We start from the raw sequence: 13,717 nt of genomic DNA, 5'->3' as shown, positions 1-13,717 counted from the left end.
ACCTTCAAGGTTATTAAAACTTTTCTATTTTAAAGAATGAAAAACGTAATATATATTATATCAGTTTTCATAAGGCTAAACTAGAAATCCCCCTATTGTATTAGGGGGTTCTTTTTTAATAGAGGAAATCATTTTGAAATATAAAACTATATATGAAAGGTAGTAAACGAGGGAATAGAGGATAACAAATATTCTAAGAAGGGAAGAGTGTTCTTAAAGCTCTTTTTGCATCTATTCCTTCAAAAATAAATAATACAAGATCTCTCTTTTTTACAGTAAGGAAAAAGGATACTAGAGTGCTTAAGTTTTTAATAGAAGTAAGTGTTCCGTGTTTACTTATAAATACATTCGTTTGAAATGTTGTCATTAAAGCATAAAAATGATGAATCTGCGTTATTGTAGGTGTTTCATTATAAGAAATAGTAGTAGAGTGAATGGCGTTCATCGTAATATTCCTTTCCATATAGTAAGCATAACAATATAAACATACCCGTTTAAAAAAATGTTAAACATATAAATAAGAAAAAATATAATTATAGTTTTTTACGTTTAGAAAAGGTTAGGAAGGGTATACATATACTACAAAGAGATTAACTGAAGATGAATTGTAAGATGTCTATGTTTAGTAGATTAGTCTATCAAAATATACTTTTACTTTAAATAAAAAGGAGCCTGGTATACATGAATGAAATGATGATTAATATTACATTTGATTTAATTTACTTGTTAAGTAGTTCACTTGTAGTGCTTTTACTATTTGCTTTTTTCGTAAATGGTTATGTTAATAAGAAGATTAGTGTATACAGAAATGAAGAAAAATAAAGATACATTATATAAAACTTTAGGAGGTTAATAGTTATGAATGTAGATAGAAAAATAGTAGGTGTTTTTAGAACAATTGATGATGCGGCACTCGTTATTAATGAATTAAATGAAAAAGGATACTCAGCAGATAACATTTCAGCTATTGCGAAAGATCAAAAGGAAATTGAACATCTGGAAGAAAAATCGGGTGAAAAAGTGAATAGCGAAACTGCACATAAAGCAGATATCTTTTCAGCGACAGGGCTTGTAGCTGGAGGAGTAGCAGGCGGACTCGGTGGTTTATTAACAGGTCTTGGTATACTTGCCGTTTCTGGAATGGGTCCAATTGTAGCAGCAGGACCAATCGCAGCAGCTATTGGAGGAGCTGGTATTGGCGGAGGAGCCGGAAGTTTAATAGGAGCATTTATCGGCTTAGGAATCCCTGAAGACCATGCTAAAAAGTATGAAGAATATATTTACGATGGAAATATATTAATTTTAGTAGATGCAAAATTAGATGATAAGTTAGAAATCTATAAAATATTTGATAAGCATAATGCCTATAACTCTGATTTCTTTAAATAAAATGTAAACAAAGTGAATATCGTTTTTGATCTTACAACTTTGGCGCGGCCGAGGAGTCGTATGACTATAAGAGAGGAAGGGCTTATAGTAAAAGATCAAGTCCTATTATGATATTGAGAAGGGAAGAGGTGTCTATTCGTGATTGTAAAAATATTAAAGGATAGTAGTAATAGTTTCCTTTGCACAGTTCAAAGTAAAAATGGAGATCAGTATGTGAAAAAATGGTTTAGTAAACATGAAAATAATAAAGAATTAGGGCGACCAACTTTTAAAGAAGTAGAAAAGGATTGGAAAGAAAATAGAGACTCGTTTATGTATCCCAATATTAAAGCGCTTTATTAAAATGAAACATAAAGCGCGTTTTATTATTACAAAATTGTCACACTCCTGTAAGGTAATTCAATAGATTAGTTACTTTTTCCATGTCATAATAAAGACATAAGAAAGCTAATCAAAAATTATAATTTATAGGAGAGTGTCAGTCATGATTGTAACAACAACGTCTGGAATTCAAGGTAAAGAAATTATTGAGTATATCGATATTGTAAATGGTGAAGCTATTATGGGTGCAAATATTGTCCGCGATTTATTCGCTTCTGTTCGTGATGTTGTCGGTGGTCGTGCTGGTTCTTATGAAAGTAAGCTAAAAGAAGCTCGTGATATTGCGATGGACGAAATGAAAGAACTTGCAAAACAAAAAGGTGCGAACGCTATCGTTGGTGTTGACGTAGATTACGAAGTTGTTCGTGATGGAATGTTAATGGTTGCTGTAAGTGGTACAGCTGTACGTATATAAGTAAATAAAAAACAGGCTCACCCCTTGAAGTTTATGCTTTGAGGGGGTTTTTTGTTTTTAAGTTGTAGAAGTAAACTCCAGTTGCAAGGGTAAAATGAAAAAGAGACAGTGATGCTACATATATGTAGTGTGAGTGCAAACTTTATAATAAATAATAAAGTTGTTATTTGAGATAATGGAAGAATTAGTGGTATAAATAACTTTATAGATAATAATCAAAATAGAGAAGACAGAATGTTCATGGATGGAATGGTTAAGGGGATTTTCCAATCTGTAATAAAAAACGGAGGTACTGAGAACGGTTTACAGATGTCTACTACATAAAATTTATAATGGATTGGGGGCAATTTTTATGTTTTGGTTAGGATGTTTTTTAGGATACATTGTAGGTTCTGTTATTACATGTGCGCTACTTTACTTTGGATATAGATCCAATGAAAATAAAAAAGCGGATATGCAAAAAGGGGAGGAGAGAAAAATCAATAAAAGAGGTGTATAGTAGGCGAAAGGTAAGGTGATAACATTGATGCAAAAATAAAGGACAGTTACATATTTTATATGATTACTATGTACTGTCCCGCTTATTCCTTTTGGATTAGGAAAAATTGTTTCCTGTCTTGCTATAAATTTCATAGGCGAAAAAACCAAATAAATAGCCTATTCCGGATCCTAAACTAATTGAAAGTAGTGAGAAATATGGGGAAAACATGCCGAAAATCAAACCAATTATACAGCCGACAAGCATTCCTATAGGTATGAAAATGTCTAATAAGTTTTGAGCTTCTTTTAATTTTTTCTTTCCTAATGTTTCTTCTTTATATTGACGTTCCATTCTCTTCATTACAAATACTACAATTCCACCAACTATTACAATAGGTGCGAGTGCCGAAATGAACCACATGTTAGAAGCTCCGTCGTTTTTTAATTAAATTATACCATATATTAACATTTTAAATTTAAGCGGAGAGAAGGTCTTCTGCATTTCTTCTCCTTTTATTCATGACTAAAGTTAATAGGAGTAAAATTAAGCTTAAAAGTGCCATTATAATAAAAACTTGCGTATAACTATCAAAATAGTCACGAGCTATCCCAGCTAGGACAGGAATGAATCCGCCCATAATATATCCTCCTGATTGCATCATAGCAGTCCATGCACTTGCATCTTCTGAAGTTTTTGTTTCATATAGCGGCAGCATAAGAGCGAGTGGAAATACGCCGCCGAGCCCGATACCTAGTAAAATAGAAGGGATCCATGGTGTAGTTAGTGGGTAAATCATAAGCGATAAACCTACGATTACAAAGCATATACTCCCTAATAACCAAAGTGCTCTGTTTTTATAAATATCCGCTAATGTCGGAATTAAAAAGCTACATATCATTTGGATCACGGTAAAAACAGTTATAAGAGTACCTGCTTGCTCACTACTCACACCCATACTTTGATTTGCCGGCGCAAGCCAAGTCGTAATGGAATAAAAGATTCCTGATTGTAGCCCGAAAAGGATTGTAAATAACCATGCTTTTTTATTTCTTAAAGGCAATTTATTATTCTTTTTATTTTGTGTGCTCGTCTTCTTTTTTCGTTTCATAACAGGATACCAAAACATAATAGCGATAATAGTTAGTGCACCCCAAAAAGCGAGTGCCATATTCCAAGATCCTTTTAATACATGTTGTAAAGGGATTGTTAAACCTGCACTTAAAGAAGCGCCAGTTCCCATACCTACTGAATATATGCCAATCATTAAGCCAATTTTTGTAGGGAATTTTTCTTTAATAAAACCTGATAGTAAAGGACCTGCCAGTGCAATTCCAATACCGATAAATAAAGAACTCGCGAATAATGTGGAAATGGAAAAGGTAAAAGCTCTCATACATGTTGCCAAGCCGATTAAAATAAGACAAGTCATAATTGATTTTTCTGCCCCGTATTTTTTAATTACCTTCCCAGTCAGTAAGGCGAATGTCCCCATACAAAAAACAGGAATAGCTGTTAAAAAACTAACGGAAAAATTGCTTATATTTAAGTCTTGTCGGATTGTTTCTAATAAAGGTGAAACAGATGTAATTCCGATACGTAAATTAATGGAAACAAAAAATAGTGCTAGTATATACAAATAAGTTCGTTCTTGCTGTTTCAATTTCATTTTCTCCTTTCTTAAACATCAGATGTTATTGAGTATATCATCTGATGTTTTTGTGTAATAGATAAGGAGCTTATTTCAGCTCCAAATTTTGAACAGCGTATGTTCGCGCCTCTTCGGTATTTTGCTTTAAAATAGCTTGGAATAACTTTTCATGAATGCCAGAGTTGTCTTCATAGTTCGCTGTATGTAATATTAATTGACTTAAAATATGGCGAAGGGCAGGTACGAAAGATTGATACAAATCAAATAGAACTTCGTTTTTACTCGCCTTTGCAATGGCTAGATGAAACTGAATGTCTGCATCTATGTATGCTACATAATTTCCTTCTTGAAGGGCATTTTTTCTTTTATTCAAATGTCCTTTTAAATATAAAAGATCCTCTTCGCTTCGGCGTTGTGCCGCTAACATTGCTACTTCTTTATCTAACATATTTCGTGCTTCATACACATGATTTATATTAGCTGCTTGCAGTCTTTTTTCAAATGAATCTTGCGTTGTATTTAATGAGACAATACGAGTGCCTTGTCCTTGTCGAACTTCTAATACGCCAGCATGTACTAATATCTTTATACTCTCTCGCAGCGTTGAACGTCCTACCCCTAGCTCTTCCATTAATTGCGGCTCTGTAGGGAGGCGATCACCAACTTCATACTCGCCAGAAAAGATTTTCTCTTGTAGACGTTCCAATACTTCATCGACTAATTTTCGCCGAGAAACTTTTGAAAAGGATTTCTTTTCGTTCATATTCATCTGCTCATCTCCTGTTATATTCGTTTTTATGATAACCAATTTAAGTTGTGTTGACAATGTTATTTTTTAGGTAGTTGAAGCCGAGATACTAAAAGAGATTCTTTTATGGCATTCAATAACTCGTCAAAAACACTTTTCCTTTCGTTTTCTCAGCAGACTGTACAACATCAACGGCCGCTTTCACATCCGCTAATTCATACGTAGAATGGACTTTCATAAAACGTAATTGCTCATTTTCTACTAAGCGAATTAAGTGACGAAACGTTTCTTGCCATTTATATGGTGATACCTCTTTATTCCAATGTCGTAAATGAAATATGTTTGCGTGCACTTTTGCTTTCGTGACAATCTCGGCCCAGTTCACTTGTATTCCTGATAGAAGACCGATCGTTAAAAAATGCCCGTTTGGACGTAAGGAAAAAGCTAATTCATTTCCATCCGGTCCTCCGATAGAATCAATCGCAGCATCCGCACCAATCCCGTTTGTTAATTCCATAACAGTTTCATAAAGCGGGGCAGTGGAAGTATCAATTACATATGCAGCACCAAGGCGCAGTAATTCTTCTGTATGCTTATTATTTCTTGTAACGGCAATTAATCGGAAATTTAAAATTTGGGATAACTGCGCAAATAGATGTCCAATAGCGGACCCACAAGCATTCACTAATAAAACGTCATTACGCTGTAAGTTTAACGTTTCTGTACAAGTAACCCACGCCGTAAGGGGATTAATATACATTTGTGCCGCTGTGAAATCATCAATGGAATCAGGAATAGGGACTACAAAATCAGCTGATGTCTTCACATATTCTTGCCAAGTACCTTCCCCGCGTAAAGGTAACACTCGTTTACCGATAAGCTCTCGAGAAACAAAAGCGCCAACATTTTCTACAATACCAACACCTTCATAGCCAGGTATGTTAGGTAAAGGAATTCTATGAGCGTACGCTCCTGTGATGGGAATTAAGTCAGATGGATTAATCGGTCTAACTAGCATACGGACGAAAACTTCATTATCTTTCAGTGGTTCTATATTTTTATATTCAACTTGTAATACGTCTTTTGGATTGCCAAACTTATGAAATTGAATGCATGTTCCAATCAAAGTAATTTGCCCCCTTAGTTTGATTGGGTTTATTATAGCATTTTTAGTTTGGGTGGTTACTTTGTTAGTGATAAATAGGGTTTTTAATTTACGTATTTATCAGAATTTTATAAAATGTGTATATAACTATAAAATGGGGGGATTTCTTCATGTGTACTAGTTTGACGTTACAAACTAAAAATTTCCAACATCTTTTTGCGAGAACAATGGATTTCACATTAGATATGAATCAGGAAGTAATAATCATTCCTCGGCGTTATCAGTGGAACAATATAACTGGTGAAACTATCCGAGCGAAAAAGGCTGTTGTCGGAATGGGAATTAATCATGAAGGAAGGGTCATTATGGCGGACGGAGTAAATGAAGCTGGTATGACGTGTGCCACTCTCTATTTCCCGGGATTCGCTACTTATAGTAACAGTATAGATAACCATAAAACGAATTTAGCGCCATTTGATTTTGTGGCTTGGAGCCTCACGCAATTTAATTCTGTTGAAGAGTTAAAAAAATCTGTTGATAACATTTCCCTTATAGATATACCATTACCAGTTTTAGGAATTACCCCACCGCTACATTGGATTTTAGCAGATAAATGGGGAGAGTGTATTGTACTTGAGCCGACAACTGATGGACTAAAAATGTATGACAATCCATTAGGAGTGATGACTAATAGTCCGGAGTTTAATTGGCATTTACAAAATTTAAGACAATATATTGGACTTAAATCGCAGCCATTTGCGCCAACGGAGTGGGGAGATGTACCATTAAGTGCTTTTGGCCAAGGTTCAGGAACGATGGGACTTCCTGGAGATTTTACCCCGCCATCAAGATTTGTGCGGGCAGCATATGGAAAACAAAACATTCAAGGTATAGAGAACGAAGAAGAGGGGATATCTGCTATTTTTCATATCTTATCAAATTGTGAGGTTCCTAAAGGGTCAGTAATAACAGAAGACGGAACATTAGATAATACCATCTATACGAGTGCAATGTGTATGGAATCTGGAACATATTATTACCATACTTACGATTGTAGACAAATTATAGCTATTCATTTATTCAATGAAAATTTAGATACAGCTGAGATTAAAACTTATCCGTTTCAGCGGAAACAAAAAATATTTTATGAAAACTGAAGCGCCCCTGAAAAAGTGAAACTAATAAAAACACCTCCATTTAATTTGCATACTTAGTATGCGAATTTAGGAGGTGTTTTTTATTATATGCCACTATTCGGATTCGTTTTATTTTTTACTTTTCTATTAAGCCGAAGCTCTCTTCATTCTCTCCAGTAAACTAGACAACACATGCGTACGATACGATTCTAGTTTTTTACCTTCATAAGTACGGATACCTAATTTTTTAAGTTCTTTTACATACCAACCTTTGCTTCCGAAATACATGTGATCGCTCCCCTTCAACTTTGTTTTATTTATTCTGATTGCATATGGAGGTACAGGTAATATAATGAAGGAAATGAATTTCGCGCGAAAATGGTTAACTTTGTTGCAAAAGACATATATACTAAAGATAGTATACAACGAGGTGGACAAGACGTGATTATAGAGAAGCACGAAATTCAAATTGACCAAATTACTAGCGGTAAAGTGAATATCTTTACTTTCTATCGAAATAGAAAGCAAATTGATGATCATTTTTTACGATTGCAAGAACCATCGCTTACAGCAAACTACTTCTTCCATTTTCATTTTGATGCAGAGAGCTTGCATCTACTGCAGAAAGAGTTTCCGAGCGTATATCCGTACGACGGTAGTGAAACGATTCACGACTGGACGGAAAAGATGAAAGCAGAATTGCAACATCAGATCCAAACAGGTAAATGGAATAAACGCGTACGTATCGGTAATCGTATTCTAGATGTGGTGTTTACGTGGTGTGACGAAGATATAGTAGAGTGAAAAAGAAGCGGATGACGCTTCTTTTTTTAGCGCTGGAATAAAACGAGCTTACCTGCAGTAGATGTACAGCGATGTGTTTTTTCATACAATCCTTTTTCTTGTAAGATAGATTCACCTTTTGCTTTCGCTTCTTTTTCAGTTGCCGCCTCGAATGATTCGTCTAATGCTTTTGAACCATCTTTTTCAAAGACTGTTAGAACGTATACTCCCATGAAAATTCCCTCCAATATTTAAAATCAGAATCTTATAATTATTTTGACATAAAACGCTACAATATGCAAAGAAATATATGACATTGCGTGGTAAAATAGAATGAAACTTTAATCATCGAGAATATTTTTATTCTCGATGATTATTAGTTTTCAGCGATTTAAATTTTGATAAAATGAAACTTTTGAAAGATAGAAAGGATCGTTATTTGTGAAACAAGTAAAGTTTATACATGCGGCTGATTTGCATTTGGATAGTCCGTTTAAAGGGATGGAGATGAATGTTACGCAGCCTGTGTGGGAGAGAATGAAGCAAAGTACGTTTGAATCATTTGAGCGTATTGTTGATAAAGCGATTCAAGAGCGCGTTGATTTCGTATTACTAGCTGGGGATTTGTATGATGCGGAGACGAGAAGTTTGAGGGCGCAAGTGTTTGTGCGTGAGCAAATGAAGAGACTGTCGCAGTACGATGTCCCTGTTTTTATTATTCACGGTAACCACGATCATTTAGGGGGAAGCTGGGCAGCAATTGAGTTTCCAGAAAATGTTCATGTATTTACGGAGCCTTATGTAGAAGAGAAATCATTTTATAAAAATGGTGAATTGTTAGCTTCTATTTACGGGTTTAGTTATTTGCAGCAAGCGGTAATGGATAATATGACAGCGCAGTATACGAAAATGAGTGATGCGCCTTTTCATATTGGTATGCTTCACGGTAGTGTGGAAGGAGATGCAGAGCATAATCGCTATGCACCGTTTCAAATTCGTGAGTTGAAAGAAAAACAGTTTGATTATTGGGCTCTTGGCCATATACATAAACGTGAAATTTTATCAGAAGAACCATACATTATTTATCCAGGGAACATACAAGGTCGTCATCGTAAGGAAACAGGCGAGAAGGGTGCGTACCTTATTGAACTTACGAAACAAGGAACACAGTGTTCATTTTTCCATACGGCAGATGTTGTATGGGATGAAATCGAAGTTTATATTGATGGACTTGAAACTGTTGATGAACTTATGACAAGCATATCTACTGCGATGAATGAATGCCGAAGAGAAGAGGAAGGTACGCTATTAACTGTCGTATTTACAGGACAAGGCCCACTTTCACCTTATTTGCGCGACGAAAAGCGTGTGGAAGAGATTTTTCACATTTTAGCATCTGGAGAAGAGCGAAAAGATTTCGTATATGCAATGAAGTGGAAAAATGAGACGGTTTCTTTTGCGGAAATCGAACGTTTGAAAGCGGAAAATCATTTCGTCGGTAGTGTGCTAAAGGAGTTAGAAGCTTTCACTAATATGGACGGAGTATTGCGCACTATTTGGACATCTCCTGTAGCGCGTAATAGTATTGAATCTTTTACAGAAGAAGAGAAGAAAGAGATTCAAAAGGAAGCAGAAAATATTATTTTAGAACAATTATTCCAGCAAGAGAGGGATAAAAAATGAGAATTGAAAAACTCCATATTTATGGGTACGGAAAATTAGAAAATGTGGAAATGGATCTTTCCTTGCTGACAGTGTTATACGGTGAAAATGAAGCGGGGAAATCGACAATTCGCTCATTTATGAAAAGTATTTTATTCGGTTTTCCGACGAGAGGACAGCGCCGTTATGAGCCGAAAGAAGGCGGGAAGTATGGCGGTGCGATGACTGTGGAAACAGAGAAGTACGGCCGTTTGAAAATTGAACGGTTGCCAAAGACGGCAGCTGGCGAGGTGACCGTTTATTTTGAAGACGGGAAAACGGGCGGAGAAGAAATTTTAAACGATATATTAAGCGGGATGAATGAAAGTTTATTTGAATCTGTCTTTTCATTTGATATGCATGGCCTTCAAAACATTCATCAGCTTGGCGAAGCAGATATTGGCAATTATTTATTTTCGGCAAGTGCAGTCGGAAGTGATGCGCTATTGCAGTTAGATAAAAAGCTAGAAAAAGAAATGGACCAGCGCTTTAAGCCGAGTGGTCGTAAACCAGAAATTAACGTGTCACTGCAAGAGATGAAGAAACTTGAAGAGAAGATGAAAGAGTGGCAAGGGAAAATTGGCACGTATGAAAAACAGGTCGAGCAGTTAAAAGAAAGCGAAGAGAATCTTGCTTCTGTTCGCGGGGAAAAAGAGAGTGCAGAAAAACGAAAGCAAGATTATGAAATATTAGCAGCGCTTGAGCCACTCGTTATTGAAAAGCGTGCGCATGAGAAAGTATTAGAGAACGAGAGCGGGCAGTTTCCTGTAAACGGAATGGCGCGTTATGAAGCAATTAAGGCGAAGATGGAGCCGCTTCAATTACAAGTTGATTCGCTCCACAAGAAAATTGAGACAGTGCAATCGGAAATTGCCTCTATTCAAATAGATGAAGAGTTTTTACAAAAAGAAAGTTATGTAGAAGAACTTCGTATGCAGCATATGTCTTACGAAAATGCACGCCAAGAAATGCGTGATATGACAGGAAGTATTACGAATATAAAAGAAGAAATCGCAGAACTAGAACAACAAATTGGTGCTACTTTTGAAAAGGAAACAGTTCTTTCATTTGATATGAGTTTGGCAACGAAAGAGTTAATTACGCAAACAGTGCAAAAGGCGCGCGAATTAGAAACGCAAAAAGCACAGCTTGATGATCGTTTTAAAGTAGCGCAGGAGCAGTTAGAAGAACAAGAAGAAAACATAAGGCAGATTAAGCAACAAATGTTAGTGGATGAAGAGAGAAATGTGTTAGTTGAGAAAGAGAAATCGTTCCAAGATGCGGCGTTTATCGGTATGGGCGCAGAGAGAATGAAGCGCAAGTATGAGGAAAAAGCAGGAGCAGCTAAGCAAAAGAAAAAGCAGTGGCAAAGAGTTTGTCTTCTGTTACTCCTTATTAACACAGGCATTTTATTCACAAGCTTATTTATAGACAATCGACCGCTCTTATTTATTAGTGTCATTGTTTTTGTAGGGATTGTTCTCGCCCTTGTTTTATATAAAGATCCATCAAGTGGATTACAAGAAGAGCTCCTTACACTTCAGCAAAGTGCTGGCGGGAGACAAAGTGAAGAAGCGATGTCTGTTCGTTATCAGTTAGAAAAAGATGAAGAGATTCGGAAGTTATTTGAGCGCGAGTCTTATAAGTTACAGCAGTTGGAACGAGCGTATGATAAAGTCGTTTCATCGTATGAGGAATGGGAGAGAGAAACGTTCCAGGCGGGAGAACAAGTCGATGCATATAAAACGCGCTATATGTTTCCTGAATTTTATACGTATGCACACATATTGCCGGCGTTTGAGCGTATTGAAAAAATGCAGCAATTATATCGGGAGTTAGAGAAGCAAGGTACGCGAAAATCTTCATTATATGAAATGATTTCGCAATTTGAACATAAACTAGAAACTGTTATCGGTAGTGCGGAGTATAGTAAGCTACACGAGGCACAAAGCCGTATGCAAAATGAGAAAGAGAAGCGCCAAACTTGTAAGCAGTTAAAAGAAAAACTGGCGGAATGGCAAGAAGAATATGAGTTTATGCAAGAACAATTAAAGCAATTACTAATAGAACGAGATGGTTTATGGCATATTGCAGAGTCTACAGATGAAGAGATGTTTTTAGAAGCAGGTAAACTGGCGGAAAAACGTGAGGATGCAGAGAAACAAGTGGGGCGTTTATTACCGCAAATTGATCTGTTGGAACAGCGTTTAACGAGTTTATCATTAGCTGAACATTATGAAGCTGACGGGTATGAAGGAAAATTAAAGCAAGAAATTACAACTGTCCAAAACTGTCTTACGAAAGAGAAAGAACTGACAGAGCGTATTGCGAAACATCGTATGGAAATTGCGAATTTAGAAGAAGGTAGTACGTACGGCGATTTAATGCATGAATGGGAAATGAAAAAAGCGCAAGTGCGTGAACAAGTGAAGAAGTGGGCTGCTTATGCGGCCGCAAAGACAGTGTTAACGAAAACGAAGCACTATTATCATGAAGTTCATCTTCCTCGTATTTTACAAAAATCAGAAGAGTATTTCGTCTATTTAACAGGCGGACGCTATAGTAAAATCTTTTCACCGTCAGAGGCAGAACCGTTTATCGTTGAACGTAACGATGGTATGCGTTTTTACAGTCATGAACTAAGCCAAGCGACAGCGGAGCAGTTATATTTATCGCTGAGATTTGCACTCGCGAAAACATTCGAACATGATTATCCATTTATTATTGATGATAGTTTCGTGCATTTTGATGCGGTAAGGACGAATCGTACGATTGAACTTATAAAGGAAATTGCAAAGGATAGACAAGTCATATTCTTTACATGTCATGCGCATTTACTTGCGTATTTTCCAGAAAAACAGATTATAAAATTAACACATATGCGTAAAGAAAATGAGTTGTAGTGTGCTATACTAAAAGTAACTGATTTGGTGGAGGAATTCGAATGAAAAAGAAAATTGCAGAGTATGAAGTTGGTGAACAAGTCGATATTTTCTTGTTAATTAAAACAGCGACAAAAGGTATCGCAAGCAATGGAAAGCCATTTTTAACAGTAATCTTACAAGATCCAAGTGGAGATATTGAAGCGAAATTGTGGGACGTATCACCAGAAGTTGAGAAACAATATGTAGCGGAAACAATCGTGAAAGTAGCTGGTGATATTTTAAACTACAAAGGACGTATTCAATTACGTGTGAAACAAATTCGTGTTGCGAATGAAAATGAAGTAACAGACATCTCAGACTTCGTAGAAAAAGCACCAGTGAAAAAAGAAGATATGGTTGAGAAAATTACGCAATACATATTTGAAATGAGAAACCCGAACATTCAGCGTCTAACAAGACATTTATTAAATAAGCATCAAAACGAATTTTTAGACTATCCAGCAGCGACAAAGAACCATCACGAGTTCGTATCTGGACTAGCTTATCACGTCGTATCAATGCTTGATTTAGCGAAAGCTATTTCAAATCTATACCCATCTTTAGATAAAGACTTACTATATGCAGGCGTTATTTTACATGACCTTGGTAAAGTAATCGAACTATCTGGCCCAATTTCTACAACGTATACGTTAGAAGGAAATTTACTAGGTCACATTTCTATTATGGTGAACGAAATTGGTAAAGCAGCAGACGAATTGCAAATCGATGCAGAAGAAGTATTAATTCTTCAACACATCGTCCTTTCGCACCACGGAAAAGCGGAATGGGGTAGCCCAAAACCACCATTAGTAAAAGAAGCAGAAATTCTGCACTACATCGATAACTTAGATGCAAAAATGAACATGATGGACCGCGCATTAGGACGCACAAAACCAGGCGAATACACAGAGCGTGTCTTCGCACTTGATAATCGTTCGTTCTATAAACCTAAGTTTGAAACCTATCGTGACAAGTGACTTTAGCGTATTGTTAAAGTTACTTGCCC

Annotated in this window: 17 protein-coding genes; 10 read left to right on the top strand and 7 right to left on the bottom strand. The window is 36.2% G+C overall.

Annotation, left to right across the window (positions count from 1 at the left end; genetic code table 11):
- Window positions 1–193 precede the first annotated feature (193 nt).
- Window positions 194–445 carry a hypothetical protein gene (locus AB6801_RS29555; protein ID WP_000991357.1) on the bottom strand — a complete coding sequence of 84 codons (252 nt, stop codon included), beginning with the start codon at window positions 443–445 and terminating at the stop codon, window positions 194–196.
- A gap of 236 nt (window positions 446–681) precedes the next feature.
- Between AB6801_RS29555 and AB6801_RS29550 the strand changes: the two genes are divergently transcribed.
- From AB6801_RS29550 to AB6801_RS29530, 5 genes are all read left to right on the top strand, one after another.
- Window positions 682–822, top strand: coding sequence for a hypothetical protein (locus tag AB6801_RS29550; RefSeq protein WP_001004571.1), 141 nt, complete (start codon window positions 682–684; stop codon window positions 820–822).
- A gap of 36 nt (window positions 823–858) precedes the next feature.
- Window positions 859–1,389: a general stress protein gene (locus tag AB6801_RS29545; RefSeq protein WP_001100100.1), complete on the top strand. Its 531-nt coding sequence runs from the start codon at window positions 859–861 to the stop codon at window positions 1,387–1,389.
- 138 nt (window positions 1,390–1,527) lie between these two features.
- Complete coding sequence (locus tag AB6801_RS29540) at window positions 1,528–1,731, top strand: DUF4028 family protein (RefSeq protein WP_000635860.1); 204 nt, start codon at window positions 1,528–1,530, stop codon at window positions 1,729–1,731.
- Between the two features lie 142 nt (window positions 1,732–1,873).
- A complete protein-coding gene (locus AB6801_RS29535) occupies window positions 1,874–2,185 on the top strand; it encodes a YbjQ family protein (protein ID WP_000637511.1) in 312 nt (103 codons plus the stop codon).
- Window positions 2,186–2,537: 352 nt separating this feature from the next.
- Complete coding sequence (locus AB6801_RS29530) at window positions 2,538–2,684, top strand: hypothetical protein (RefSeq protein WP_000498632.1); 147 nt, start codon at window positions 2,538–2,540, stop codon at window positions 2,682–2,684.
- Between the two features lie 96 nt (window positions 2,685–2,780).
- Here AB6801_RS29530 and AB6801_RS29525 read toward each other — a convergent pair whose 3' ends face one another.
- The 4 genes from AB6801_RS29525 to AB6801_RS29510 all read right to left on the bottom strand — a co-directional run bounded on the left by AB6801_RS29525 (window position 2,781) and on the right by AB6801_RS29510 (window position 6,188).
- A complete protein-coding gene (locus AB6801_RS29525) occupies window positions 2,781–3,086 on the bottom strand; it encodes a hypothetical protein (RefSeq protein WP_098330527.1) in 306 nt (101 codons plus the stop codon).
- Window positions 3,087–3,141: 55 nt separating this feature from the next.
- Window positions 3,142–4,332, bottom strand: coding sequence for an MFS transporter (locus tag AB6801_RS29520; protein WP_097814078.1), 1,191 nt, complete (start codon window positions 4,330–4,332; stop codon window positions 3,142–3,144).
- Window positions 4,333–4,402: 70 nt separating this feature from the next.
- Complete coding sequence (locus AB6801_RS29515; protein ID WP_001056899.1) at window positions 4,403–5,083, bottom strand: FadR/GntR family transcriptional regulator; 681 nt, start codon at window positions 5,081–5,083, stop codon at window positions 4,403–4,405.
- A gap of 112 nt (window positions 5,084–5,195) precedes the next feature.
- Window positions 5,196–6,188, bottom strand: coding sequence for a zinc-dependent alcohol dehydrogenase family protein (locus AB6801_RS29510; protein WP_097999505.1), 993 nt, complete (start codon window positions 6,186–6,188; stop codon window positions 5,196–5,198).
- A gap of 149 nt (window positions 6,189–6,337) precedes the next feature.
- Here AB6801_RS29510 and bsh point away from each other — a divergent pair, with 149 nt between their 5' ends.
- A complete protein-coding gene (gene bsh, locus AB6801_RS29505; protein ID WP_053513532.1) occupies window positions 6,338–7,324 on the top strand; it encodes a choloylglycine hydrolase in 987 nt (328 codons plus the stop codon).
- 126 nt (window positions 7,325–7,450) lie between these two features.
- Here the strand turns inward: bsh and AB6801_RS29500 are convergent, their stop codons facing one another.
- Complete coding sequence (locus AB6801_RS29500) at window positions 7,451–7,591, bottom strand: YflJ family protein (RefSeq protein ID WP_000273537.1); 141 nt, start codon at window positions 7,589–7,591, stop codon at window positions 7,451–7,453.
- Window positions 7,592–7,744: 153 nt separating this feature from the next.
- On the opposite strand from AB6801_RS29500, the gene AB6801_RS29495 reads away from it, so the two are divergent.
- Window positions 7,745–8,107 (top strand): hypothetical protein, encoded by a 363-nt coding sequence (locus AB6801_RS29495; RefSeq protein ID WP_000582785.1) that lies wholly within the window; start codon window positions 7,745–7,747, stop codon window positions 8,105–8,107.
- Window positions 8,108–8,133: 26 nt separating this feature from the next.
- Here AB6801_RS29495 and AB6801_RS29490 read toward each other — a convergent pair whose 3' ends face one another.
- Window positions 8,134–8,319, bottom strand: coding sequence for a YhzD family protein (locus AB6801_RS29490; RefSeq protein WP_000539552.1), 186 nt, complete (start codon window positions 8,317–8,319; stop codon window positions 8,134–8,136).
- Window positions 8,320–8,527: 208 nt separating this feature from the next.
- Here AB6801_RS29490 and AB6801_RS29485 point away from each other — a divergent pair, with 208 nt between their 5' ends.
- From AB6801_RS29485 to yhaM, 3 genes are read left to right on the top strand one after another with little or no spacing between them, the layout of a single operon-like run.
- Complete coding sequence (locus AB6801_RS29485; RefSeq protein WP_097999504.1) at window positions 8,528–9,769, top strand: metallophosphoesterase family protein; 1,242 nt, start codon at window positions 8,528–8,530, stop codon at window positions 9,767–9,769.
- The gene (locus tag AB6801_RS29480; RefSeq protein WP_097999503.1) at window positions 9,766–12,690 is read left to right on the top strand and encodes an ATP-binding protein; all 2,925 of its coding nucleotides are present in this window, start codon (window positions 9,766–9,768) and stop codon (window positions 12,688–12,690) included. Before AB6801_RS29485 ends, AB6801_RS29480 begins: the two co-directional genes overlap by 4 nt.
- Window positions 12,691–12,731: 41 nt before the next feature.
- On the top strand, window positions 12,732–13,688 hold the full coding sequence (gene yhaM, locus AB6801_RS29475; protein WP_000726636.1) for a 3'-5' exoribonuclease YhaM: 957 nt from the start codon (window positions 12,732–12,734) through the stop codon (window positions 13,686–13,688).
- The last annotated feature ends 29 nt before the right edge of the window (window positions 13,689–13,717 follow it).

The organism is Bacillus sp. RCC_6_1 (assembly GCF_041360755.1).
Classification (GTDB): domain Bacteria; phylum Bacillota; class Bacilli; order Bacillales; family Bacillaceae_G; genus Bacillus_A; species Bacillus_A cereus.
The sequence above is the reverse complement of the archived record's forward strand: the minus strand, read 5'-3'. Positions and strand labels throughout refer to the sequence as shown.

What these genes read in the sequence shown, in the direction of transcription:
- AB6801_RS29555 (WP_000991357.1), bottom strand. Translation starts at nt 445, where the DNA reads ATGAACGCCATTCACTCTACTACTATTTCTTATAATGAAACACCTACA.
- AB6801_RS29550 (WP_001004571.1), top strand. Translation starts at nt 682, where the DNA reads ATGAATGAAATGATGATTAATATTACATTTGATTTAATTTACTTGTTA.
- AB6801_RS29545 (WP_001100100.1), top strand. Translation starts at nt 859, where the DNA reads ATGAATGTAGATAGAAAAATAGTAGGTGTTTTTAGAACAATTGATGAT.
- AB6801_RS29535 (WP_000637511.1), top strand. Translation starts at nt 1,874, where the DNA reads ATGATTGTAACAACAACGTCTGGAATTCAAGGTAAAGAAATTATTGAG.
- AB6801_RS29530 (WP_000498632.1), top strand. Translation starts at nt 2,538, where the DNA reads ATGTTTTGGTTAGGATGTTTTTTAGGATACATTGTAGGTTCTGTTATT.
- AB6801_RS29525 (WP_098330527.1), bottom strand. Translation starts at nt 3,086, where the DNA reads ATGTGGTTCATTTCGGCACTCGCACCTATTGTAATAGTTGGTGGAATT.
- AB6801_RS29520 (WP_097814078.1), bottom strand. Translation starts at nt 4,332, where the DNA reads ATGAAATTGAAACAGCAAGAACGAACTTATTTGTATATACTAGCACTA.
- AB6801_RS29515 (WP_001056899.1), bottom strand. Translation starts at nt 5,083, where the DNA reads ATGAATATGAACGAAAAGAAATCCTTTTCAAAAGTTTCTCGGCGAAAA.
- bsh (WP_053513532.1), top strand. Translation starts at nt 6,338, where the DNA reads ATGTGTACTAGTTTGACGTTACAAACTAAAAATTTCCAACATCTTTTT.
- AB6801_RS29500 (WP_000273537.1), bottom strand. Translation starts at nt 7,591, where the DNA reads ATGTATTTCGGAAGCAAAGGTTGGTATGTAAAAGAACTTAAAAAATTA.
- AB6801_RS29490 (WP_000539552.1), bottom strand. Translation starts at nt 8,319, where the DNA reads ATGGGAGTATACGTTCTAACAGTCTTTGAAAAAGATGGTTCAAAAGCA.
- AB6801_RS29480 (WP_097999503.1), top strand. Translation starts at nt 9,766, where the DNA reads ATGAGAATTGAAAAACTCCATATTTATGGGTACGGAAAATTAGAAAAT.
- yhaM (WP_000726636.1), top strand. Translation starts at nt 12,732, where the DNA reads ATGAAAAAGAAAATTGCAGAGTATGAAGTTGGTGAACAAGTCGATATT.